Below are 25,210 nucleotides of genomic sequence, written 5' to 3'. Positions count from 1 at the left end.
CATAGATGTACAAGGCCTTCTAACTATAAAATGTATCAGCAATGGGCTAACAATGTAGCCTGACCAGACGGTTCGTTAACCGTCATATTGCTTAGATATTATGCATCCATGAATATTTTTACGTCATGCGATTAGTTGTTCTCTTCTTAAAGACAGTCCATTCGCTCCAGCAGATAGGTAAGCTGATGGGTTCTCAATAAGATTCGTACTCGTTGCATTTCCAGGTATTCCTGGAGTTATAACACCTGAATTGTATGTGCTTACCCCGAGAGGAAAGAGATAGTTCCTTCCCGCATTGTTATCCCATGTACCGCTACCGTTGTTAAATACCGCTTCCAGTCTCGTAGCAGTTCCTACATCAATGGTAATTTTGTTATATCCGGTGAGCTCGGATGCCGGAATGGCAACACCTGGTGGTGTCGTCCAATTACCTCCTGCAGGGCGGTAATGAATATTGGGCTGGGCAAACCCCTGCTTGTAGTAGATGGTTACACTGTTACTTTTCGGAGCATCATCGGTCGTTACGCTTAGCTCAGCACTTGCATCCGATTTGTTCTGTGCTGCATCAAAGGCCCTGACTGTATAAACATAACTCGTTGATGCCTTCAGGCTATTATCCGTATATGCAGGTGTCGTACTCGTGCCGATTTTGACACCGTCACGGAACACTTCATACCCGGTTACGCCTACATGGTCGGTCGACGGATTCCAAGCCAATGTTACACGATCAGCCGCTTTTGCAGTCACGGTCAGACCGGTTGGTACGCTTGGGGGTGTTATATCCACGTGAGGTGCTCCTTGTGTAATGACTCCGGAATTATAGGTACTAACCCCTAATGGAAACTGATAATTTTTTCCTCCATTATTATCCCATGTGCCACTACCATTGTTAAACACAGCCTCCAGCCCCGTCGCTGTACCCACATTGACTGTCATCTTGGTGTATCCGGGCATCTCGGCTGCCATCATTTTCACACCTGGAGCAGTCGTCCATGTCCCCCCTGTTGGACGATAGTGAATATACGGGTTCGGATAGCCCAGTTTATAATATATCGTTACCGCATTACCTTCTTTGGTACGTACCGACAGAGCCACACTAGCAGGTGAAACGTTGCCTGCTGCATCTATCGCTTTAACCGTATATACGTATTCTGTTGCCGGTGCAAGGGACTCATCCGTATAGTTTAGTTTGGTTGATTCCCCTACTTTTGAACCGTCTCGATAGATTTCATATTTTGCTACTCCGTAATTATCCTGGCTGGCTGACCAGTCAATTGTCACAGCGGATGAGGTAGCATGCTGTACAGCTACATTTGCAGGCGCTGTTGGTGGCTCTGTATCTGCTGGCAACGTTTGGATCTGTACAGTTGAACTGGCGGAAGAGACATTATTCGCCTTGTCTCTCGCCTTTATACTATATGCATATGATTTCTTAGGCTCAAGACCGCTATCCGTATATTCCGTTGTCAGCGTACTTCCGACTTTGACCCCATCCCGATAAATATCATAGCCCTCTACACCCACATTATCAGTGGATGCTGCCCATTGCAGTGTAATGCTGCGATCTGTCACACGTTTTGCATTGACTTCTGTTGGCACTGAAGGCGGTGTCCGATCGACCACCAGGAACGGATGTGTACCCTGGATTGTTCCATTCGCATCCTCAACAATTTTGCCCGATGTGTCTTTTTTATATTTCCCCATACCCACATATACCGTCTGTATCTCACTGCGCGTAACATTGCCATTCGCATCGACAGCTTCAATATAATAATCGACCAGTTGATCTTGGAAATCGTTGAAATACGTGTAATACATATCCCCGATCTCCTGAGCAGGCACACGCTTAAACATATCTGTGCTGGTTGGCTGCCAGGCCACACCGTTCATATCCGATTTAAGGTCACGTTTCGTCATCGGATATTCTTGCCAGCTACTAACCTTCGTCGGATCGATGTTGGATACCCCTTTGGCCTTGAGCTCAGCAGGATCGTACACACGGAAGGTGTTGTCCTTGGCATCTGCCAGCTTATCCCGATGTGTCCGTACCTTCACCTTAATATCATTCACACCGTTAACATCATAAGCATAGGTATAAATGCCGAACGTATTGTCAAAATAATGAAGTGTCCATCCTTCCGCCTTGCTGACATTAGCGCTTCCAGGATTATATGGATAACGCTGCGGCCACCATATCGATGGTCCGGTACGGTCCTTCGCGAGTTGACTACTTACATAAGGCTTGGAAAAGAAAAGCGACTGATTGAAAGATAACGTCGGCTTTACCCCATCATCCACATTCTCATCATAATAACCAAACCCGGAATCCAGTGCAGGCAGGAGGAAATACCAACTTAGCTCTGCCGGGTTCGCACCTCCCTTATAATTATTAGCAGGATCTCCTTTTACCGGGTAAGCCATCATCCAAGGATTAAGCTGATTGCCCTCATAAGTGATCTCACGGTCTAGTGCCGTCGTTGGCTTCCAATGGTTCGGATTGCTGTCCAGCCAAATCTGTTCAGCTGTCTTGGCATAATTCAGTGCAGCTTGCTCAAGCGCAAAATTACGCTCCAGATAATGGTATCCATATTCAAACGATACGGTCATCCCTTCCTGTACACCATCCAGATTTTTCTTCGGCTCCAGATTAAGGCCTGTAGCCTTGTTAAACGCTTCAAACTGCCCCTTCCAGATTCCAAATGGAAGACGCCAGTGATACCATGTCGGATCTGATGAGGAGTCCCGCGTATCGATCCATGAACCGTCTTGAACATGAACTACATCGTCGGCTTTTGGTGTGTTAGTCCGCAAGTATTCATTGATACTCTCTCCCTTCACACCCGGCTGAGCATAAGTCACATTTCCTGCATTGCGCCAAGTATCCTCTGATCCTGCACGTCCTGAAGAATTATCCCCATCATGGGCAATCACGAAGAACTGCTTCTGATCAACCATTCCTTCAAAAGGCTTCAGCGCATCTGCCTTGACTGAACCCTGATACCCCTCTTCCCACGACTCTGCCTGGGCCACAGGGATACCAACAATCTTTTTCTCAGCACCAGTTTCAGGATTCACATGACGCACCCAATGAGGCGTAGAAGCAAATGGATATTTGTTATGAACCACCTGTTTCTCATTGAACATGGGAGAAGATACCCACGAACCCACATTGCTCGTATTCTGCAAATCCGCTCGGTTTGGCGGTGACACCATAGTATCTTTGCCCGGATCGTTCAGTAGCGGATAGTCCTGGAGAGTTCGCGAAAAATGATTGTTTCCAATTACGGACCACTCAATGCCAAGTTGGTCCAAGACCGGGATAATCCGTTCCGAGAAACCCAGCTCGGTGGGAAAAAAACCTTTGGACGATTTAAAGCTGTCTCCCAGAAAAAAGGGTTGTGCCAGCACAGCATTCTGGTAGATCAAATCCTTTAGCAAATATTCGTTGCCAGCCAATGGCCCCATGGTATGGTGTCCGGAGAAGTGAATGAGATCCATCGTCCGTTCTCCATTCGTTGTTTTGAGATTATTGTAAGCATTCTTCCATGGCGCACCCCAATCTTTATTTTTGTAACCGTTTACATTATTGGTATACATAAAACTGTTCACATTGTTCAATACCGAACCTGACATGGTTACCTGCATCCCTGCAGCAGGGTGATTGTTCCTCAGGTCACCAGCAACTTGCCATGGCCAGTTCAGATAAGCACCTGTCTTCGCATGGTGACTATAATACGCCACGAGATCATCATGGGGCATAGGCATTCCCCCGGGTAAAAAGTATGGGTATCCTGCCGGAGGGTTATTTTTCAGATCGATGACTTGCCCATCATATGTGTAGCGGATTGGGGACCCCACAGGTGCAGAAGCATACTTGGATGTGTCGTAGTAGGCCCAAAAATTGGGCATATGGTTATGATACACATGAGAAGCCGAAATTTCGGCATAAGCCGCTGTATTTTGGGTAGAAATAATAATCGATAATACCAACAGAAATGCGCCGAGCTTGCGCTTAAGTTCCATGTTCTTCCTCCCTTATTTTCTCCCCTATGGGAAACAAGAATTCTCGTTAATTACCTAAGCTCTCTAACCCTTTTAACGTTTTAGCATAGTCTGACTCAAGACCCTTTCTAATTTGTATCTATACAACTCCTCCTCCTTCCCTCTCCCCTGTTGTTTCGTGTTCTTCTGTGCTGTTCAAATTTAGATGTCTTTTTGTGCAAACGTTTGTACAAAAGGGGATGTCCTAGAGATTTTCTTAGAACACACGGCTTATAAATCCGCTTTTTTAGCAGGAATACTGTGCTCTTAAATCTGCAAACGTTTGCACAAATAATATACTTTCTATTGGAACAAAATGTCAATACTGAAGAAACGTGATTTTATACCATCTATATCTTGGAATCGGTAAATTAGAGAACGCAGCTCACCCTGCCATAATGTCAAAAAAAAACACAATCCCAAGCGAATGTCCTTCGCTGGAACTGTGCCTTATCATTGCAATCAATTTTATATTAACAATCTTTATCCGGCACACCCGCATCTTCCTTCGTACGGAAAGAAGATCCACAACCACAAGTGGCTACCGCGTTCGGATTATGGATGGTGAACCCACCCGTCATACCGGACTCTTCAAAATCAATTTCAAGTCCATCCAGGTATTTCAGGTTTTCCTTCTCGACTACAACCTTCATGCTCTGAATATCCATATACAGGTCCTCATCGGACTCTTTATCGTCAAAGCCCATGGCGTACGAAAATCCGGTGCAACCGCCCGGTGCTACGCCAAGACGCAGGAACATACCAGGTGTCTCTTGCTGTGCAAGCATCTCTTTCAATCTGTCAGCAGCCGTTTCGCTGATGTTAATCATGCCAGGTCACTCTCCTTTTTCATTAACTCTTCTTTAAATTATACTCCACCCCGTCAAGGGTCTCAAGTCATGTTTGCCTCTTTCCGCGTTCCCCCTGTACTCCTTTTTCTTCCCAGTGTATTGAACCCCCGGGACACGAGGTTTATAATGAATAGGTGGTCGCACTGAAATGTCTTTATTTTGTCATGACTTATTCAGACGATGGTCATAATTGGAGTTGTAATTTTTTTCACATTTCGAGACTGCAACGCAGTCCCCAATGCATATATGAGTCAACAGACTCCATTTTTTGAAAAAATTTAGCTTTCATATGCAGCACGCGCTGCACCGGGTAAATAAGAGTTAGCCCAACTAAGAAGGCGGCAGTTGACCGCATCTTTTCTATGTAGTTCTGTATGCAGATCCTACACACAACTCAAATCCGGTTAAGAACAGGAGGAAATAATATGTCTACATTGGTAACACCGTTCACAGACAAAAGAATGGCTGAAATCGTCGAGAAAGTGCAGAACGGCGTAAGGCTGAGCGTGGAAGACGGCGTATATCTGTATGAAACAGATGATCTGCTGACTTTGGGCCAGCTGGCCAATGAGGCCAACCTGCGGAAGAATGGTAAGAAAGTATATTTCATCGAGAACATGAGTCTTTACTTTACGAACGTATGCGAAGCCCACTGCGCTTTTTGTAATTTCCGCAAAGACCAGGGTGAAGAAGGCTCCTATACATTATCCGGTCAGGAAATGATCGATTATGTGGAACAGCATATTCATCCGGGCGTACGTGAGTTCCATATCGTAGGCGGACATAACAACCATGTTCCTTTTCAATATTATGTCGATTCCCTGCGTGCTTTAAACGAGAAATATCCGGATGTTACACTGAAAGCTTACACGGCAGCCGAGATTGATTTCTTCACCCGGATTAGCGGACTCAGCATCAGAGAAGTTCTGCAAGAGCTACAAAAAGCAGGTCTGAAAACATTGACTGGTGGCGGCGCTGAGATTCTGTCGGATGAATATCGCAAAAAAATGCGTGTAGACAAAGCCAACGTGGACCGTTATCTTGAGGTGCACCGAACAGCTCATGAGCTGGGCATGCGTACACATACTACGATGTTGTATGGATCGATCGAATCCTATGAGGATCGCGTTAACCATATGGTGCAGATTCGTGAATTGCAAGACGAGACCAACGGATTTATGGTCTTTATCCCTCTTTCCATGCAGCCAAAAAGTAAAAACGCAAGCATTATGCGTCGTAACTCGGCTTATGAGGATCTCAAAACAATTGCGATCAGCCGTCTGATGCTGGATAACATCGATCATATCAAAGCATACTTCATTAACATCGGTCCACAGCTGACTCAAGTCGCTCTTGGTTTCGGTGCTTCGGACGCACACGGTACGATCGTTCGGGAACGGATTAGTCATGCGGCAGGTGCACTCACACCTGAAGGCCTTACACGTAAAGAGCTTATATGGCTCATTAAGGGTGCAGGACGTATTCCGGTAGAACGTGATACGTTCTACAATGAAATTCAAGTGTACGAATAGGATATAACTCCATCCACAACCAATATTGCACCAGCACCACTCCAGAACGCAGCTTTCATGATAGGGAGACGTTTGAATTCGAGTGGTGCAAACTGCTGAATAATATCTTCAATTTTCAATGTCTACTTTTCAATTATTCAAATCATAACAAAAGGAGCAGCTATGTTATTGCATAGCTGCTCCACAGTTTACAGCCCCATTTCAGTGGGACTGATGCAGAAAGGAAGCCGAGTCATGAAAAATTTCGTCATTCTTGGAGGCGGCTATGGCGGCCTCACCATCATCAAGGAACTTCTGGAAGGTAAAATTCCATCCGATACACAAATTATTTTGGTGGACCGCAGCCCCTTTCAGGGATTAAAGACAGAATATTACGCACTCGCAGCAGGAACCGTATCTGATTATGACCTGCGTATCCAATTTCCAGTGAGCGATAAAGTCACTTACCGTTATGGAGAAGTTACCTCGATTGACCTGGAACAGCGTCAGATTGAATTTGAAGGCCAAGACCCGCTTGAATACGACAAGCTTGTCATCGGACTTGGTTGTACAGACCGTTTCCACAACACACCAGGCGCAGAAGACTACAGCTGTACCATTCAGAGCTTTAGCAAAACACGCAAGACTTACCTGCGACTTAATGAAGTCAAAGCCTATGGCAATGTGCATATCGTAGGCGGTGGATTAAGTGGTGTCGAGATGGCAGCCGAACTTCGTGAGAGCAGACCCGATCTAAACATCAGTATTCTGGATCGTGGTGAACGTGTATTATCAGCCTTCCCGCAACGTCTGTCTGTGTATGTGCATGAATGGTTCAACGAACATCAGGTAGAGACACGCGGGCATATCGCCATTTCTCGCGTTGAACCCAATGCCATCTATAACAGGGATGAACAGATTCTAACGGATGCTGTCGTGTGGACTGCAGGCATTCAGCCCGTAAAAGTGGTACAGGATCTGGACGTGACCAAAGACCCTCAAGGACGTGTCGTCCTGAATGAATACTACCAAATCCCGGAATATACCGATGTCTATGTGGTTGGTGACTGTGCCAGTGTACCTTATGCACCTAGCGGTCAGGCTGCGGAAGTACAGGGTGAGCAGATCGCCCATATTCAGCATGCCCTCTGGAAAGGCGAAAAGCCCAATCCACATCCACTCAAGCTTCGTGGCACACTCGGTGCACTCGGCAAGAAGTCTGGGTTTGGGCTGATGGGCAAAACGTCCATGATGGGACGTGTACCTCGTATTTTGAAAAGTGGTGTGCTCTGGATGTCCAAGCGTCATCTCGGTTAGTCGAGATCGAGATCGTCCCATGCATCGGCTTCGGCAACTTTGGCCAGAATGGCGTTATATAGATCTTCCACTTTGTCCGTGATGACAACTTCGCCATTTACCAGTGCAAATGGAGTCATAGAACATTGGCCGCAGTTGGTGAGGCAGCCATATTCAATCACGTCATAGTCTGGATTTTCTTCCAGTTGATCCATGACTTCATCTGTGCCAAAATGCATATTATTGGCACAAAATTCAATAATCGGTCTCATTTAAGTTCACCTGCTTTGTTTGACCATTTTAATTTGTGGCCATTTGTAATATAATATAGGAAGGAAAGGAGTTGAACAATATGAGCGAAAACGCACAAAGCACCATGTATGATGAGGTATCTGATGTGCTTGATAAACTTCGTCCGTTCCTGCAGCGCGATGGCGGTGACGTGGAACTGGTCGACGTGGAGGACGGCATCATTAAGCTGAAACTGGTCGGTGCCTGCGGCAGTTGCCCAAGCTCCACCATTACCTTAAAAGCCGGGATTGAACGTGCCCTTCTCGAAGAAGTTGAGGGTGTACAAGAAGTCGTACAAGTATTCTAATCAATCCTTCACGAAATAAACCTCAAGAGCCTTTCGCTTCGCATGAAGCGGAGGGCTCTTTTTTTGTGTGCATATGCAGAGAGTCCATGTTCACAGTCACCTTGACCCGTTTCCACGTACAATCCTTCAATTCACCTTTTAAGTATCCTCGCGCTGTATGGTTGGACGAATCGGATCAAGTCCTCCAGATACATCCATAATGTTACCTGTTATAAAATCGGAATGATCAAGGCACAGATACGTAATCACTCGTGCAATATCTTCACCGCTGCCTGGTCGCCCTCTTGGCGTTTCCTCGTCGGTGATGCCTGCCATTTCATCAATCGTTTTCTCTTTGTTCGCACCACGAATGTCACCTGGACATACCATGTTAACCGTAATTCCATACGGAGCTTCTTCAACCGCTAGCGTCTTTGTAAAAGATACCAGACCCACCTTGGCAGCCGCATATACGGCGCGATGAGGCCAGGATCTCGCTTCTCCAGCGTGACTGAAGCCAAAATGAATAATACGTCCCCATTGCTTGCGTCTCATCTCTGGCAATACACGCTGATCCAGTAACATCGGTCCCAACAGATTACCCTGCACAAGCATCTGGACCTCAGCCTCAGAATAATCCGCAAATAATCGTCGTTCACGGACAAATGGACCCGCGTTATTCACCAAAATATCAATACTGCCCAGGTTGCCTTCCACCTGCTCAACCAATGAAGAGATATCTTCCACCTTGGATATATCAGCCTGGATGGCAATGCACCGCACACCCTTGGCTATAATCTGAGCCTTTAAAGCCTCAGCTTCTATTCTGCTGTGTACATAGTTGAGGGCAATATGACACCCTTGATCTGCCAGACTGAGGGCCGTCATTTTACCAAGACCTTTGGCACTTCCCGTTATGAGGGCAACTTTTCCCTTCACGTTCATCCCCCTCTTCAAAGAGCAGTCACTATCCAGTATAAAAGATTTATCGTCCTCCTACAACTCGCTTATCCACAAGGGATTATCCACCTTTAATTCCAGATATATTTTGATTGAAATCGAGCACCTATGGTACTGTCGAGGATATAACCCGAAAGGACCTTTACATGAATATGATTAACAAAAGATGGATATCATTTCTTACATTTTTAATGTTGAGTTTATTCACAGTCTTTAGTGCCTTACAGGTATCAGCGGCAAGTGAGAGTGAGCAAGCGCCTGATGAGTACGATTGGATTATTGGACCAGCATCTGTCTCTTTGGACGGTAAGGCCACCCTGGAAGTCCCTGAAAGCCATTCCTATCTGGATAAGGCCAATACCCAACGCTCGATACTTAACAGTGATGGGAAGCCTAACGGGAATGAAATCGGAAGCCTAACCAGCAATAGTGAATTCGGCTCGTGGTATGTTGTGTTTGAATACGTGAAAACAGGTCATATTCATGATGACGATCAAAATTTGAGTGCCGAAGAACTGTTAAGCAGTTATATCCGAGGCACAGAAGAAGATAACAGAGAACTTGATCCTGAATATAGAACGTACATAACGGGGTGGGAAATCGAACCGGCATATGACAGTACCAAACATCAGTTGGTTTACTCCCTTGGTTTTAAGAATGCTGATCAGCAAGCCATGGTCAATTACAATGTAAAACTCCTGACACGCGAAGGGTACATCACAGCCATTCTGGTTACAGATACGGCCAACTTTCAACAGAGCCGCCAGACATTCGAGGAAACTGTCCTTAATCAACTTCACATCAATGCAGGATATACCTACGAGGAGTACAATGCTTCGACTGACAAAACATCCACCATAGGGCTCAACAGTCTTCTGATGGGCGGGATCGGGTACACGGCTTCCCAGAAATTCAGTGCTCTTCTTTTGCTCAAAAAAGGATGGGCTTTGATCCTCGTTGTCGTCCTTGGGTTAATCGGTTGGATCAGATACAAGATCAAAAGCTCACACGGAGAAGAAGAAACACTCTCTCCCTCCGAGAGAACGTACCTGCAGGAAGCAGATGAGCAGCAGTATGCTGATCAGAATGAATTATCCTACTACCGCCAATCTGGACATCACTCCAGCGCTGATAAACCGGAAAAACTCTGACTTATGTTGATCCCCACGTCAGCACAGATTAGGAAACATAAAATAAGCCGTATATCTCTTCAGAAGAGATATACGGCTTATTCTTAATAGCTTCACAACATATCATACATATCGTGATTTATTCAGTTGCAGGTTCAACTGCACCTTTATAACGTTCTTTGATGAATGTTTTCACTTCTTCGGAGTGCAGAGCAGCAGCCAGTTTTTGGATTGCATCTGCATCCTTGTTGTCCTCACGGGAAACGAGGATGTTTGCGTATGGGTTACCTTGCAGATCTTCGATCAGCAAAGCATCATTCGCTGGATTCAGGTTTGCTTCAAGCGCATAGTTAGCGTTGATGAATACCAGATCCGCTTCATCCAATTGACGAGGCATCATGGCTGCATCCAGCTCGATAATATTCAGATTTTTCGGATTGGCTGTGATATCTTGAATCGTAGATGTAATATTTGTGTTGTCTTTCAGCGTAATAATGCCTTCCTTCGCAAGCAACAACAGTGCACGTCCGCCATTGGATGGGTCATTTGGAATGGCTACTTTTGCGCCGTCAGCCAATTCATCCAAAGACTTAATCTTCTTGGAGTATCCACCAAAAGGTTCAACATGAACAGGTGTTACAGTAACGAGGTTGAATCCACGTTCTTTATTCTCTGTGTCCAGATAAGGCTGGTGCTGGAAGAAGTTTGCATCCAATTTTTTATCAGCAAGTTGCTGGTTTGGTTGTACATAGTCATTAAACGTAACGACTTGTAAACGAATACCTTGTGCTTCCAGCTCAGGCTTGATGCTTTCCAGAATCTCTGCGTGTGGTGTAGGTGAAGCTCCAACTTTCAATTCAACTGTACGTGGTGCACCTGCTGAATTATCTGCGCCGCTATCAGCGTCCTTATTGTTTCCGCAAGCTGCGAGAACCGCAATCAGCATAAGACTAAGTAGAGCGAATGACCATTTTTTCATGTGTAAAACCCCTTCTCTAATCATTTTTTTCATGTGGCGTCCGCATGAATGCATATCCATCATGTTATCTATGTGTTATTTCCTGGTGAAAAATGTAACCAAGCGATCTCCAGCCATCTGGAGAATTTGCACAAGAATGATCATCGACACTACGGATATAATCATGATTTCATTTTGATAACGATAATACCCATAGTTGATTGCCAGCGTTCCCAGACCTCCACCACCAACCATGCCCGCCATCGCCGTGTAAGAGACAAGCGTAACGATGGTAATGGTTATCCCAGCAACCAAACCAGGTAACGCTTCAGGCAGTAATACCCGTCTTACAATCTGTCCGGTCGATGCACCCATCGACTGTGCCGCTTCAATGACACCCCGATCAACTTCTCGCAACGTCGTCTCCACCAATCGAGCAAAGTAAGGAGCTGCTGAAATAACTAAAGGTGGTATAACACCTAACACTCCTGTAGCTGTACCGACGAGTGAACGAGTGAATGGAATAAGAGCAACAATCAATATGATAAATGGAACTGAGCGCAAAATATTCACAATCAAGGACAATATAATGTACACCGTCCGTGATTTGATCGAAGCAGATCGGGCTGTCATGAACAGCAGAACTCCGAGCGGTAAACCAAAGATTACGGTGAACAAGCCTGATACACCCAAAATTTGCAGCGTCTCAATAGAGGCTTTACCAACCTCTTCCCAACGTACGGTTGAAAAATCCATCTAACGAAGCACCTCCACATCAAGTCCCTCTGCGGTTAATTCTGATATCGTCCGATCAATCGCAATGGAATCACCCTCGAACCGAACGGTCAGCTGTCCATAAGGCACCTGTTTAATCGTAGAGATTGTACCCTGCAGGATGGCAAAATCCACGCCTGTCTTACGTACCGTTCTCGACAAAATCGCTTCATACGTTTTGTTACCCAGAAAGGATATCTTCACAAGTTTGGAAGCAGCACCTGCCTGCAATTCAATGCCTGCATTCGCCAGAGCGGTCTCTTCCAGAGCAAGTCCAGCTTCATGGTCACGCATCATGAAGTCCCGCGTAATCGCATGCTGCGGCTTCAGGAACACTTCGGTTACAGGTCCCTGTTCCACAATGCCACCTTGATGAATGACAGCTACCTTGTCACAGATGTTCTGAATGACATGCATCTCATGTGTGATCAGCACAATCGTAAGGTTGTACTTTTCATTAATGTCGAGCAATAACTTCAGGATTGAATTTGTCGTCTGCGGATCAAGTGCCGAAGTAGCCTCATCACAGAGAAGTACATTCGGATCACTTGCAAGTGCTCTCGCAATCCCTACACGTTGTTTCTGTCCACCCGATAATTGAGCTGGATATTTGTTGCTATGGTTCTCCAGGCCAACGAGATTGAGCATTTCCTTCACTTTGCGATCAATGGCATCCTTTGGTGTATTCACAAGCTTTAGCGGAAAAGCCACATTATCATATACCGTTGCCGAAGATAACAGATTAAAGTGTTGAAAAATCATCCCGATCTTGCGTCTCTGTTGCTGCAGTTCGGTTTTGCTCAGTTCAGTCAGGTTGATCCCATCAACCCATACTTCACCCTCCGTAGGCCGTTCTAGCAAATTAATGCAGCGAATCAATGTACTTTTGCCCGCTCCAGAATGCCCAATCACGCCGTAGATTTCGCCCTTTTGGATGTTCAAATTCAGCTCGGATAACGCTGTTGTAGATTTTGCCCCTTTGCCGTACGTTTTCGTTAAACCTTTTAATTCAATCAATCGCACTTGCCCCTTTCCAACCACCTACATGTATCTTTACCCGATCTAAAGGAAAACTCCCCTTAAAGTACAAAAAAAGAGCCCTTTGCAGAAACAAAGAGGGCTCTTCACGTGAAAGAATATACCTTCTCATCTGCCAAAATCGTGCCTTGCACCATTTTGTAGGAATTAGCACCTAACATCTATAACGAATGATACATGTATCATGTCATTACAAATCGGTTGCCGGGCTTCATCGGGCCTGTCCCTCCGCCGCTCTCGATAAGAAATATGTTATTGTAGGATTTTATAAGTTCATGTAGTTTATGCTTTATAATGTGAATGTAACTTTTGAGAAATATCATTTCATTCTTCGTCATTGTAACACTCTAATTGAAACTCAGTATATTCCAAGTATTCCGATTTGTCAAAGGGAATTATTTCTTTTCCATATTTTGTTAATATAACGATAAGAGGCTGTTAACGTTTCACAGACCATATCGACGCCCTGACGCATTTCCTGCACATGCTGATTCAAATCCTCCAATTTCACTTTACCTTGCAAGGTCTGGTGTAACTGCCACAGGTCATCATGCATTTCTGAGTTCATGTAGTGAATTTCCATATTACGTCGTTTGCGCAGCTTGCTCATCGGCTCACGATAAGAGTCCTTGATCTGTATTAATTGCAACGCAAGATCATGGTGCTCCCTCGCATAATCGAACTGCCTTAACACTGTAAAATAAGAAAAATGCGCTTTGGTATTTGAAGTATTCAACTGGAATATTTCATTTAGTACCGTACCCACTTTATCCAGGATGGCAAAGCAGCGGATAAAGCCATCTTTGTAGAAATACACATACCGTGCATACTCTGCTTTTTCAGTCGCCGTCATATCATCCGTTGAGCCTGCAACGACCTTATTGCGAAAATGAGCAGCAGCGAAACAGCTTTGCTCTAGTTCATCCAGTGAGGAGATAAGTCCCTGAGTCCACACATACAGTTTCCGATAGTCATGCGTGGGATCATGGTCCACATGCATTTGTCGTTGAAATAACTCAAGCGTATGCGCCATTGCGTCCATCGCTGCCTTCAATTTACCTTCGTTTATACGTGGCTTTTCCCCCAACAACGTTCGCAGCATATCTAACCTCCTCTTTTCCAAATCAACAAGAATTCATCACCGTAAACGTAACACATCATCCATTCCGTGTAATTGCTGCTTGCCATAGGTTGCCCTGATCCCCCTGACATCAAACAAAGTCCACCTGTCCAATGATGTACATCACTGGATGGTGGACTTTCATATTTAGCCCAAGTACCTTTGGAAAAAAGAATGGATCTATATCTTAGAAACGATTAGCCGGGCGATGCAGCTTGTACACCAGGAAACTCATATACGTTAAAACTCCGAATAATATGGCGATATCCAACATATGAGCGAGAGCTACAAACATGTATACTTCCGGACGGTTCATTGTCACCATCATGAAAATACCAATGACTACTTGCATCAGGATGAGAACAACGGATACCACGCCAAGGGTACGCATTTCCTTGTTGTCCGGATGATTACGGTAAGCGAAGTGACCCAGAATTGCGATAACAATCACGAGCGACGCTGCTGCTGCACGGTGAGCAAAAGCAACCGCTACCCCACCCGAAAGCTCAGGAATAATCTGCCCGTTACAGAGCGGAAATCCGGAACATCCGCCAGCAGAATCCGTGTGACTCACAAATGCACCCGTGTATACCACGAGATATGTGTAAATAGTGGAGAACCAGACCAGATTCCTGAATTTTTTGCTAACCCGAGGGTATTTATTCAGGCGTTCCAATCCGCCATCTTTAGCCTCCTGCCTTATGCCCAGTGCCATCATTAGAGAACTGGCAAAAGCAATCAGTGCAAAGCCAAAATGCAGTGCCATGACTGCTGAAGATTGGGAGAAGACGACGGCAAAAGCACCCATGATTCCCTGGACGATAACAAATACCAGAGTTAAGAAAGAAAACAATTGCAGGTCACGGCGTGACTTGCCAAACTGCAGAAAAGCAACAAATGAGGCAATGGACAACAGTCCAGCCAGTGCACTTACAGCGCGGTGGGAATATTCAATGAGTGAAGCCACAGTATGTGCCGGAACGAGTTTTCCGTTACATAAAGGCCATTCTGTTCCGCAGCCAAGGCCTGATTCCGTTTTGGTTACGATGCCTCCACCAAAAGTGGCCAGAAACATGACAAGACAGGTTAATACGGTTAACCATTTAAACAAAGTTAAGTGTTTCAATTTTTTCTCACCCGCTGTTGGTTTAAGATGGCGAAGAATATTCTCCGCTTGTTTCGGTACTTTGACACTTATTTCACAACTAAATTCATTATACCGGATAAAATGTTCATTGACGTCGCGCTTTGTGACAAAATGTTAACGTCTGGTGAAATAATGACCCGCAGGTCATTGGGGTTATGTAATTGAGGGATATGCCAGTTGAATTGTGTCTTAAACTGAATCCTAAACACAAACGCCATTTCCCTATTTCAAGAGAAATGGCGTTTCATCTAGTATACCCTTTTACAAAATGAACCTGTCATACTTTTATTATCATTTATGGATCGTGTTGTACACTTCAACTGCTCGATCTAAGAACTGCTCAATCTCTTCTCTCGACTTGCGCAGCTTGTTCACATACCGTACGAGTTCGCGGCCATCTGTATACGCCACAAAGCTCGGAATGCCAAGAATATTCTGCTCTTCACTAACGGTTCCAACCTGATCCACGTCGACCTCAATCAAAGTCAGTTCACGTGTATATTTCTCTTCAACCTCAGGCATAAACGGATCGATGTATTTGCAGTCACCACACCAGTCTGCCTTGAATACGGCAATCGTCAAACGTGGGGATTGGATGGCTACATCAAAAGCCGGTTTGGAAGTAATCTGTTCCATTCGGTTCATCTCCCTTTCTGTACCTTGTCTTACCCTAAGTGAAGCAAATTGGCGAGTGGAAGTCAAATAATCAGCGCATACTTAGAATAACCACATGGTCTGTGAAAATAAACCCAGAACATCATGAAAGGATGTCACATCATGACTTCCACCAGAACCGATTCTTCCAGCGAACAACATCACGGGTCCCTCCTGCAGATGGTCCGTTCCATTCCGGGTGCTGCCCGGGAAATCTGGCGTGGCAAACAGGCTGCATGGCAAGCTTCTGCACAGCTTCGTCACCCTTTGCGTGACATCGAGTGGGATACAGATACGGCAGCTGCCTTACAGTCTGAGGTGGAGCGTTTGTTACCTGCCAGCAACAAATCTTTTGCACGCACGGACCAGGTTCAAAGCGCACTCGTCTGCGAAGAAGATTGCATCATTCTGGAAGAGATTAAGACACTGACTCAAGAGCACAATCGGAGTAATATCACCCGCACGGCAGCTTATCTGGAATGTTATGAGCAATACCCTGAACTCCATTGGGCACTGCTGGCCCATATGGTCTCTCGCAACGGCGGATATCACATGACAGATCTTCAGAGTGACTTAATGCATAATCTACAGAATCAGAGCGATCGCGAGTATATGTATCGGCTGCTGGAGCGGTGCAATGCACTCATTTTCCAGGATGCCTATCCCCAGCTACTGCTGTATATGAACAGTCGCCGGATCGGACGAAGCTGTTTCCATCTCTTATCGCACTTTCACATATCGGCGTTTATGACGCCGTTTTGGGAACGCTTTTGGCTGGAACGGTGCAGTTCACTGCTTAGTGTGGCATTAATTATTAATGAGCAGAACTATATCGAGAGCCGGGTGGTGCAGCATCCTTATTTTCAAAAAGAAGTACTTTCGAAACCCGCATTCCATCTGCATAATTTGGCGGGTCTGAATCATATCGTCTTTCCTCTCGGACGGGGAGCAGGACTCACAGGACGCGTCATTGAACATTTTGGAAAGTTGGATGAGCGGATCATGTTTGGTAAAGGCCTATATGCCTTGTTGTTTGGCGTGGAGCAAGTACACTCACAAGTGTTGGAGTTCGCACGTTTGGTTCCCCATCGTGGCTCGCGTGCTGAATATTGGCCTGGCCTGTTTACCAATCGTGAAGACGAGGCGGGTGAACATACATTATACGCTCAGGCGTTACTGGATGAGGAATGGCTTCCAGAAGGGCAACGACTATATAGTCCGGAACTGCTCGCCGTATGGGGAGACACGCCTTATGAACCGATCTCCAGACAGGACTGGCTTCAGACTCGGGATAGTCTCGGTTACCTGACGGCACCTCGCCGCCCATGGCTGTTTGAGATGAGTCACGAACACCGGTATGGCATGCTGAAAACAGCACTGGCTCATGATGCTAAAGCGATCACACACTAATGCTAAAGATCATATGGAGCAGTAAAAGACGGATGATGTGGATACCCGATATACACTGCTATCCTTGCTTGCTGGGCTAATGTGGAGTTCAGTTGCTCAGCTCGCCTTAACTATACAAAAAGCCCTGTCCGCTTCAATAGCAGACAGAGCTTGTATCCTATTTCACAAAATATTTATGCTTGAATAATGCACTTTGTATTTTTAACCTCTTTGCCCGGCTCCACGTTGAAGACGCATAAGTGGACGGAGAATTTTTTGCAGAATACGGGGGTAACTGCCCAGCTCGTCCTTGCGCAGTACACGCAGCACAACCATGAGAACCAGATACACCACCACCACAAGCACACCAACCACAAGGCAGGTAAACAAGAAGGATACACGCACTGGCAGGAACAGTCCAAAGATCGTATTCCCAATCCAGTTCGTTGCAAATCCTACACCTGCTGCAAGCAACACTGTAATGATAAACCCTTTCCAACGATCTCCCATGATGGAGAAATCAACGATTTTGCGAAGGACCCGCAGATTCAGGTACGTGATGACCAGGAAACAAAGGGCCGTTGCAATAATAATGCCGTAAATGCCAAAGATCGGCGCCAGAATCAGACTTGCGATCAGTTTGATCACAACACCTGCTGCGACACTGATCATTGTAATCCGTGGTTTCCCTACCCCGAGTAAAATGGAGTTGGTGGTCATCATCGTAATCTGGAAAATGGTACCGAATGTTAACAAGGCAATGATCGGCGTTCCATCCAGATTGGTAAACAGCAATCCGTTGACCGAATATGCTGCCGCACAAAGCGCAATGACAATCGGCATACCTGTCAGAATCGAAATGCGCAACGCAAGTGTAACCTGGCTCTTCAGATGCGCTTCATCCTTGCGGGCAAATGCTGCTGAAATGACAGGCACCAACGATTGACTTAAAGCGATAGCCAGAATCGGAGGAATACCCGCAATACTTTGGGCTTTCGCACCCAGAATCGCAAGTACACCAGTCGCTTCTTCGAGTCCAATCTGGCCACTAAGCAGTGGTACCACAAGGGATGAATCGATGAAGTTAATGACTGGAACCGCAAGTGAGGACAGCACAATTGGAATAGACAGCTTGAAGATATCACTGTAGATACCTCGCATCGGTAACTGCTCTGCACGTTCGTAATTCAATTGGGCCGCACGGTCGCTACGACGCAGCTTCAAGGTGAAGTACAGCATGACACCGAAGGCACCCACACTTCCTAATACCCCGCCAAATGAAGCACCTGCAGCAATCGTCTGGTCATCATAATTCCATTGCAGCATGACATAAGCCACGATAATGGCTGTACCTACACGGGCGAACTGTTCAACAATCTGTGAAATACCACCCGCTGTCATGTTGCCGCGTCCCTGGAAATATCCACGCATCATCGCAATGGCCGGGAACAGCAGCAAGGCTGGAGCCAAAGCGCGAATGGCGCTAACCGATGCCGGTACTTTGGAGACATACGTGGCATAATAAGGTGCAGCGAACCACAATAAAGCAGACATGACTACCCCGGCGACAGCCGCAAAGATCAGGGCTGCACGGTAGATCTGTTGGGCTTCACCCGCGCGTCCGAGCGCATAGCGTTCCGATACCATTTTGCTAAGTGTACTCGGTATGCCCGCCGTTGCTACAGTTAACAGCATTAAATATACCGTATTGGAGATCGTAAACGATGCGTTACCGACATCTCCAAGGATATGCTCCAGCGGCACCCGTTGAACCAATCCGAGTACTCTCGCGATTAGCGCAGCTGCCGCCAGAATAAGCGTACCCCTAATGAATGTTTCTTTCTTAGACAAACGAATTCCCCTTCTTTCCTCCACACCGGACATGCATCCCGTTGAAGCTAATCCTGAACGTTTAGGCGAATCTTACCACCCAGATAATAAAGAGAACAATCATGACGATTTGCAAAATAATTTTCATCACGGTACTCGTAAATAACCCCACGACCGAACCAAATCCAACTTTTGACGCTTTGGAAGGTGAAGACCCTCCGATCAGTTCCCCGATAAAAGCACCGATAAATGGTCCCAATACCAGTCCGAATGCCGGAATGACAAATGGGCCAATGATAACACCAATGGTACTCAGCGTGGTCGATAACTTGGAGCCACCGAACTTTTTCACACCCCATGCGCTGACGACATAATCAGCCACGAACAACACAACCACAATCAGAATCTGAATGATCCAGAACCACACACCGAACGGATCAAAACTGAAGAACCAGCCGTAGACCAGAAACGCGAAGAAAATCGCTACAGCACCAGGCAGTATGGGATATACCGTTCCAGCCATCCCCACTGCAAACAGCAGCACAATTAAAATCCAGGCAATGGTTGCGAGCAAAGGTTACTCCCCCTTCAAAATATGTTCACGAATCACTTCGACGATGCCGTCTTCATTGTTACTCGCTACGATGAGATCAGCCGCTTCCTTCACCTGTTCCTGCGCATTGCCCATGGCTACACCAAGACCCACGGCCTCAATGACAGCCAGATCATTCAGACTATCTCCGACAGCAACAACTTCGGACATCTCGATGCCCAGCAGCTTGCAGACTTCGGCTACACCACTTGCTTTGGATACGCCAGCAGGGTTGATCTCAATATTAACGGGTGAGGAATTCGTCATTTGCAGACCACCCATTTGTTGCAGTTCCATCATAATCTGGTGACGAACTTCATCCACTTCGGTATTAAAGCCGAATTTCAGCCATTCCAGACCTTCAATATTGTCCGTCCAGCGATCACGGTTGAACAGCTCTTCCACGGAGTATGCCCAGTACCAGCTGTTATATTTCTCACCGATCTCCTGCATTCTGCGAATCAATACCGGGTCCATCAGATGACGCATATGCAGATCATGCGGAGCTTTCCAGACCTCACTACCGTTAACGGTAACCATTGGTGTCTCCAGTCCAAGTTGAACCGCATAAGGCATCGCGTGGAATACGGCTCTTCCCGTTGAAAGGCACACATGTACACCCCGACGAATGGCAATCTGAATCCATTTGGCGGTCTCCTGCGTAATTTCATGATTATCATTAAGCAATGTTCCATCCATATCCAATGCAAGCAATTTGTATTTCAGTTCACTCATACAGTAGTTCCTCCTAGGTTGTCTCTCTCTCCAAGTTAAACTCATGGATATCCATTCAGGCACTACGCGGGCAGAAAACCTTTCGAGTCGTAGTATCTTTGTTTTAGAATTACCTTTCATAAACAAATTTCCCTTCTCTAGGTCCTTTCTGCCCTCTCCGTTCCACAGTGGTTCTCCAGTTCAACTTAAAGGTTTTCTTTATCTAATTTTAAACATTCTTTCACAACAAGATCGCCCGGCATCCGTAAAAACGGACGCTCCGGACGTCACAGCTAACGACATTTTACCACAGATCATCTATATGCAACAAAGAACCCACTCACGAATGAACCTTCTTACTATATACAAGTGGTGTCTGTTCCAAGCTATGCACACCATCCCTCCCCTTTTATTCGGAGTTATCCATACTTTTTTTGTATCGTATACATTCTTAAACCAAAAAGGTCCACCCCATTCAGGATGAACCTCTTTTAACCGCTTCTAGTTTAACCTTATTACTCCGCACAGCCATGATGAAATCTAATCATGCTCTGTCTGGCTTGTTTGCTGCAAACAAGGATTGGGACATCAGATCCATTGTTTGTTTGTATATGGTATGGGCTGCTTTTACATCGCCGAGGAAGCCACCCATATACAGATGGATTACACCATGCAGTGATGCCCATATCGTACTTACAAGAGTCCCGGTATCTTCCTGGTCCGAAATCTGTCCTTGCTGCTGGGCGGTGCTGATTAGAATTAGCAAACGGCGTATGGCAGTCATCGTTCCCTGCATACTCTCTGCATCCGGCTTAAACTCGGCAAAAGCTCCTCCAAACATCAGCTTGTAGTAACTGGTATAATCCTGTGCGAACTGCCAGAAGGCTTCGCCCAAATCCAGCAAATGCTGCATGAGATCAGAGGACGGCGGCACTTCTTCAAAACGCTTCGCCAGCAATTTGCAACCCTCCAGATACAACTGCTGGGCAAGACCTTCTTTATTAACAAACAAACTGTAAATGATTTTGGTAGAGCAGCCCATCTTTTGCGATACTCTGCGTACAGTAACAGCCTCCGGCCCTTCTTCCTGCAAAATGGCTGCTGCCGCATCAACCACAAGCTTTCGGAGATTATCCGTATTTTGCCGACGAGCTTCCTGATATGTTTTTAATGCCCGCCCCGTGGATGGCGAAGGTTTGTCTTCGTCACTGATAAGGATCACCTTCATTTAGTTATCACGTTTCTGACCGGAAACGAAGTTTCCGACTTCTAACAGGCATTCTAACCATTCGTAGAAAGATTGTCAATGAAGCTATCACGTTGAAAAAAAAGGTTTGACACCAGCACAACTTTTTGGTTAGGATGATTCCTGTTAGAAACAGTGTTACCAAAAATGTTTTATGCCAATTTTTAATTGGTATTTTTTTCGGACAATCGGTAACATCGTTTCTTTGAGAAAACATCGTATTCAAAGTGTAGATTGCCCCGCAAACAATATTAGGAGGATTACTAATGTCAACAGAACAAAAACAACGCAAACGATCCACTGGTCAACAAATTCGTAGATGGAGCCTGACCCTGCTAGGGGTAATTGTGCTGGGAGTCATTGTATTCCTGCTAATACCCGCCCCGGTAGAACCCGCGGTTTGGTCTGCACCTGCTGCTCCTTCTTTTGAGAAGGAGGGTCCCTGGAAAGAAAACAACAAACTTAGCTCCGCTGAACTGGTTACAGACCTCGCGAAATTCCCGGAATTTATCACTTTTGATAAAAAAGGGCGACTGTATGCGGGTGACTCCGACGGCAAAATTTACAGAGTAACCTTTGACGCCGAGGACAAGGCACAGCCAGCAGAGGTATTCGCCGATACCCACGGAACACCTAATGGACTAAAATTTGATGCTGCCGGTAATTTGATTGTGGCAGATATTCAGAAAGGGCTGCTGTCCATTGACCCGATCGGAAATATCGAAGTATTAACCAATGAAGTAGATGGAGGGCCGATCTACCTTGCGAACGAACTGGACATTGCTCAAGACGGAACGATATATTTCTCCGATACCTCTAACTATGGCAAGGTCATGTTCAAAGAAATCGCCGAGAATAAACCGCATGGACGATTGTTGAAATATGATCCTCTGACCAAGCAAACAACTGTACTGCTTAAGGATTTGTATTTTGCCAATGGGGTCGTACTGTCTGCCGAAGAAGACTTCGTGCTAGTCGCAGAATCGTATCATTATCAGTTGACCCGGTACTGGTTAAAAGGCCCCAAACAAGGCACCTCTGATATTTTCGCGGAGAATCTGGCTGGATTTCCGGACAATATCACCCGTGACGCACAGGGACACTTCTGGGTAGGGGTATTCACAACCCGTCTGTCTTTTGCCGATTACATGCATAGTCATCCTTGGTTAGCAGCGACGATGTCCAAAGTTCCACAGTCCTTGTTAAATGGAGCCAGTGCCCCGGTGAAACACGGACTTGTTGCAGAATATGGACCAGAAGGAGAGCTTATTAGTAGTTGGCATGATCCGGAAGGAACATTGTATGGCATCACCACGGCCGTAAGCCAAGGGAAATATTTATATCTCGGAACCGCACCGGGAGGAAGCCAAGGGGTTCATCGGGTGCCTTTGAAACCGTAAGGATTGTTATATTCCTCTACCTCATTCCACCTTTAGGCATCTCAATAGCAGCTCACTCCAGCAGGAGGGGCTTCTATTGAATTTTTCTTCGTTTACAATCCAATCAAAAAAACCGCCTGCAAAGCAGGCGGCTAACAATCTCTATGAATTAACGTGCCGCGAATTTGCGACGAGCGTAACGGAATACGATGCCATGTTTCGGTGACAACAGCAGTGCAAGAACAAACAAAATTCCAGCAACAGCTACCATGCAGCCCGCGATGGAAGCATCCAGGGCGTATGCCATGATGTAACCTCCAACCGAGGATGCTGCTCCGATCAGGACGGCATACAGAATCATTTTGCCCAGACGATCTGTGAGCAGGTAAGCCGTTGCCGCAGGTACAATCAGCATACCCACCACGAGAATCGAACCAACACTTTCAAATGAAGCTACGGACGTCATCGAAACGAGTCCCATGAGCAGATAGTGGAACAGCACTACTGGAATGCCGCAGGCTGCAGCCAGCGCCGGATCGAAGGCACATAGCTTAAACTGTTTGTAGAACAGCCCAATGACGACAAGGATGACCAGCAAAGTAATACCCAGCATCCAGACCGCCCTCGGCCCGACATCCGTACCTCCAAGGGTTAGTGTATCCCACTGTACATAAGCGATCTCACCGAACAAAACACAGTCCAGATCCAGATCAATATGCTGGGCATTCAGACTAATCAGAATGACACCTACTGCGAAGAGTGCAGTAAACACAATTCCGATTGAGGCATCAGACGAGAGTCCTCCCGCCTGCAAACTCTGTATGAAGAACACCGTCAGTAGTCCAAACACCGTTGCACCAAGTAGCATCCACAAGGAATCCCTGGAACCACTCCACAGGAAAGCAATCGCAATGCCGGGGAGAACCGCATGGCTAATCGCATCACCGACCAGAGCCATTCGCCGCAGAATCAAAAAACAACCGAGGATGGCGCAGGCGGAAGATACCAATACGGCCGTCAAGATAATCCAAAACGTTGCCATTACATCTCCCCCCGTTCCTGCTGATTTCGCTGTATGGCGAGAGTCTGAAGTGTAGCCCGCTCTTCACGCATATACGCCGACTTTGCCTGAATACTGCGCAACCGTCGAGCTAATAATCCACGACGCGGAGCCAGCAAGGCTGATCCAGCAAACAATGCCGTAGCCGCAAGAACGGTTACAGGTCCTGTCGGCAGATTAGGTACAAGCGTACTGAAGATGGTCCCTGTTGCACCACTCAATGCACCAAATATGCCTGCCAATACCACCATCAGTGCAAGTGAGTCGGTCCAGCAACGTGCCGCTGCTGCTGGGGTTACCAGCAAGGCCGCAACAAGCACGACACCAACGGCTTGTATTCCGGCCACCACCGCGATTACCGTCAAGAGCAGGATGAGCTGCTCTAACATGGCAACTGGCAGACCCATACCACGTGCAAATCCCGGGTCAAAACTCACCAGTTTAAATTCCTTGAACCAGGCAAGACAGGCAATCAGTAATACAAGACATACGCCACCCATAACATACACATCCGTCATGACCATGGATGCCGCCTGCCCAAACAAATATTTATCGAGTCCGCTTTGGCTTCCGCTCGCCCCATGCTGGATGCGCGTCAGCATCACTACACCAACCCCGAAAAATACGGTCAGCACAATTCCCATCGCCGCATCCTGCTTGATTCGGGAGTAGCGTGTAATCCACGAGATTCCGAAGGTAGCGACAATGCCAGCCACCAGAGCACCGAACAGGAATAATCCGACCGACTTCGTTTCCGTCAACATAAATGCAATACAGATCCCAGGCAGAGCAGCATGAGCAAGGGTGTCCCCCATCAGGCTCTGTTTACGAAGAAAGGTGAAGGAGCCAATAATTCCACTACTGAATCCTAATAACAGACAGCCAAGCAATATCCAACGTGTATTGGGGTCAGATAAGATGGCAACGATCCAGTTCCACATGT

At 46.3% G+C, this 25,210-nt stretch carries 22 protein-coding genes and 1 riboswitch; of the genes, 6 read left to right on the top strand and 16 right to left on the bottom strand.

The features are described from left to right. Positions 1-123 precede the first annotated feature (123 nt). Both IFU39_RS27240 and IFU39_RS27235 read right to left on the bottom strand, forming a co-directional pair. The gene (locus IFU39_RS27240; protein ID WP_192135885.1) at positions 124-4,023 is read right to left on the bottom strand and encodes a carbohydrate binding domain-containing protein; all 3,900 of its coding nucleotides are present in this window, start codon (positions 4,021-4,023) and stop codon (positions 124-126) included. Positions 4,024-4,514: 491 nt separating this feature from the next. Next, complete coding sequence (locus tag IFU39_RS27235; RefSeq protein WP_036605753.1) at positions 4,515-4,871, bottom strand: HesB/IscA family protein; 357 nt, start codon at positions 4,869-4,871, stop codon at positions 4,515-4,517. 446 nt (positions 4,872-5,317) lie between these two features. Here IFU39_RS27235 and mqnE point away from each other — a divergent pair, with 446 nt between their 5' ends. Both mqnE and IFU39_RS27225 read left to right on the top strand, forming a co-directional pair. Continuing rightward, positions 5,318-6,424 (top strand): aminofutalosine synthase MqnE, encoded by a 1,107-nt coding sequence (mqnE, locus tag IFU39_RS27230; protein ID WP_091020813.1) that lies wholly within the window; start codon positions 5,318-5,320, stop codon positions 6,422-6,424. Positions 6,425-6,658: 234 nt separating this feature from the next. Further along, positions 6,659-7,720, top strand: coding sequence for an NAD(P)/FAD-dependent oxidoreductase (locus IFU39_RS27225; protein ID WP_192135883.1), 1,062 nt, complete (start codon positions 6,659-6,661; stop codon positions 7,718-7,720). On the opposite strand, the gene IFU39_RS27220 is transcribed toward IFU39_RS27225, so the two are convergent. Further along, on the bottom strand, positions 7,717-7,971 hold the full coding sequence (locus tag IFU39_RS27220; protein ID WP_105601302.1) for a YuzB family protein: 255 nt from the start codon (positions 7,969-7,971) through the stop codon (positions 7,717-7,719). The two genes, IFU39_RS27225 and IFU39_RS27220, sit on opposite strands and share 4 nt — an antisense overlap. An 80-nt stretch (positions 7,972-8,051) precedes the next feature. Here IFU39_RS27220 and IFU39_RS27215 point away from each other — a divergent pair, with 80 nt between their 5' ends. Beyond that, a complete protein-coding gene (locus tag IFU39_RS27215; RefSeq protein WP_053783253.1) occupies positions 8,052-8,297 on the top strand; it encodes a NifU family protein in 246 nt (81 codons plus the stop codon). Positions 8,298-8,435: 138 nt separating this feature from the next. Here the strand turns inward: IFU39_RS27215 and IFU39_RS27210 are convergent, their stop codons facing one another. Further along, positions 8,436-9,215, bottom strand: a complete 780-nt coding sequence (locus IFU39_RS27210; protein WP_091020811.1) for an SDR family oxidoreductase — start codon at positions 9,213-9,215, stop codon at positions 8,436-8,438. 212 nt (positions 9,216-9,427) lie between these two features. Between IFU39_RS27210 and IFU39_RS27205 the strand changes: the two genes are divergently transcribed. Beyond that, the gene (locus tag IFU39_RS27205) at positions 9,428-10,387 is read left to right on the top strand and encodes a DUF2167 domain-containing protein (RefSeq protein WP_192135881.1); all 960 of its coding nucleotides are present in this window, start codon (positions 9,428-9,430) and stop codon (positions 10,385-10,387) included. 118 nt (positions 10,388-10,505) lie between these two features. Here IFU39_RS27205 and IFU39_RS27200 read toward each other — a convergent pair whose 3' ends face one another. From IFU39_RS27200 to IFU39_RS27175, 6 genes are all read right to left on the bottom strand, one after another. Beyond that, positions 10,506-11,345: a MetQ/NlpA family ABC transporter substrate-binding protein gene (locus tag IFU39_RS27200; RefSeq protein ID WP_091020809.1), complete on the bottom strand. Its 840-nt coding sequence runs from the start codon at positions 11,343-11,345 to the stop codon at positions 10,506-10,508. A 75-nt stretch (positions 11,346-11,420) separates the two neighbouring features. Next, positions 11,421-12,080 (bottom strand): methionine ABC transporter permease, encoded by a 660-nt coding sequence (locus IFU39_RS27195; protein ID WP_047841298.1) that lies wholly within the window; start codon positions 12,078-12,080, stop codon positions 11,421-11,423. Next, positions 12,081-13,115 (bottom strand): methionine ABC transporter ATP-binding protein, encoded by a 1,035-nt coding sequence (locus IFU39_RS27190; RefSeq protein WP_091020808.1) that lies wholly within the window; start codon positions 13,113-13,115, stop codon positions 12,081-12,083. A 126-nt stretch (positions 13,116-13,241) separates the two neighbouring features. Beyond that, positions 13,242-13,383, bottom strand: a riboswitch (SAM riboswitch). 138 nt (positions 13,384-13,521) lie between these two features. Next, positions 13,522-14,238, bottom strand: coding sequence for a Cthe_2314 family HEPN domain-containing protein (locus IFU39_RS27185; RefSeq protein WP_091020807.1), 717 nt, complete (start codon positions 14,236-14,238; stop codon positions 13,522-13,524). Between the two features lie 205 nt (positions 14,239-14,443). After that, on the bottom strand, positions 14,444-15,382 hold the full coding sequence (locus tag IFU39_RS27180) for a COX15/CtaA family protein (RefSeq protein ID WP_091020806.1): 939 nt from the start codon (positions 15,380-15,382) through the stop codon (positions 14,444-14,446). Positions 15,383-15,694: 312 nt separating this feature from the next. Beyond that, the gene (locus IFU39_RS27175; protein ID WP_192135879.1) at positions 15,695-16,039 is read right to left on the bottom strand and encodes a thioredoxin family protein; all 345 of its coding nucleotides are present in this window, start codon (positions 16,037-16,039) and stop codon (positions 15,695-15,697) included. Between the two features lie 141 nt (positions 16,040-16,180). Between IFU39_RS27175 and IFU39_RS27170 the strand changes: the two genes are divergently transcribed. Next, complete coding sequence (locus IFU39_RS27170; protein WP_192135877.1) at positions 16,181-17,467, top strand: DUF2515 family protein; 1,287 nt, start codon at positions 16,181-16,183, stop codon at positions 17,465-17,467. 201 nt (positions 17,468-17,668) lie between these two features. Here IFU39_RS27170 and IFU39_RS27165 read toward each other — a convergent pair whose 3' ends face one another. The 4 genes from IFU39_RS27165 to IFU39_RS27150 form a co-directional block, all read right to left on the bottom strand. Next, positions 17,669-19,297: a putative polysaccharide biosynthesis protein gene (locus tag IFU39_RS27165; RefSeq protein ID WP_192135875.1), complete on the bottom strand. Its 1,629-nt coding sequence runs from the start codon at positions 19,295-19,297 to the stop codon at positions 17,669-17,671. Positions 19,298-19,358: 61 nt separating this feature from the next. After that, complete coding sequence (locus tag IFU39_RS27160; RefSeq protein ID WP_047841365.1) at positions 19,359-19,799, bottom strand: DUF456 domain-containing protein; 441 nt, start codon at positions 19,797-19,799, stop codon at positions 19,359-19,361. Between the two features lie 54 nt (positions 19,800-19,853). Next, positions 19,854-20,603, bottom strand: a complete 750-nt coding sequence (locus tag IFU39_RS27155; protein ID WP_091020802.1) for a Cof-type HAD-IIB family hydrolase — start codon at positions 20,601-20,603, stop codon at positions 19,854-19,856. Between the two features lie 523 nt (positions 20,604-21,126). After that, positions 21,127-21,810 (bottom strand): TetR/AcrR family transcriptional regulator, encoded by a 684-nt coding sequence (locus IFU39_RS27150; protein WP_181155553.1) that lies wholly within the window; start codon positions 21,808-21,810, stop codon positions 21,127-21,129. Positions 21,811-22,094: 284 nt separating this feature from the next. On the opposite strand from IFU39_RS27150, the gene IFU39_RS27145 reads away from it, so the two are divergent. Continuing rightward, positions 22,095-23,228, top strand: a complete 1,134-nt coding sequence (locus tag IFU39_RS27145) for an SMP-30/gluconolactonase/LRE family protein (RefSeq protein ID WP_192135873.1) — start codon at positions 22,095-22,097, stop codon at positions 23,226-23,228. A gap of 148 nt (positions 23,229-23,376) precedes the next feature. On the opposite strand, the gene IFU39_RS27140 is transcribed toward IFU39_RS27145, so the two are convergent. Further along, positions 23,377-24,249, bottom strand: coding sequence for a metal ABC transporter permease (locus IFU39_RS27140; RefSeq protein ID WP_047841304.1), 873 nt, complete (start codon positions 24,247-24,249; stop codon positions 23,377-23,379). Beyond that, positions 24,249-25,208, bottom strand: a complete 960-nt coding sequence (locus tag IFU39_RS27135) for a metal ABC transporter permease (protein ID WP_091020798.1) — start codon at positions 25,206-25,208, stop codon at positions 24,249-24,251. The genes IFU39_RS27140 and IFU39_RS27135 overlap by 1 nt, the downstream gene beginning before the upstream one ends. Positions 25,209-25,210: the final 2 nt, after the last annotated feature.

This window comes from Paenibacillus sp. CFBP 13594, assembly GCF_014842675.1.
Taxonomy (GTDB): domain Bacteria; phylum Bacillota; class Bacilli; order Paenibacillales; family Paenibacillaceae; genus Paenibacillus; species Paenibacillus amylolyticus_B.
The sequence above is the reverse complement of the archived record's forward strand: the minus strand, read 5'-3'. Positions and strand labels throughout refer to the sequence as shown.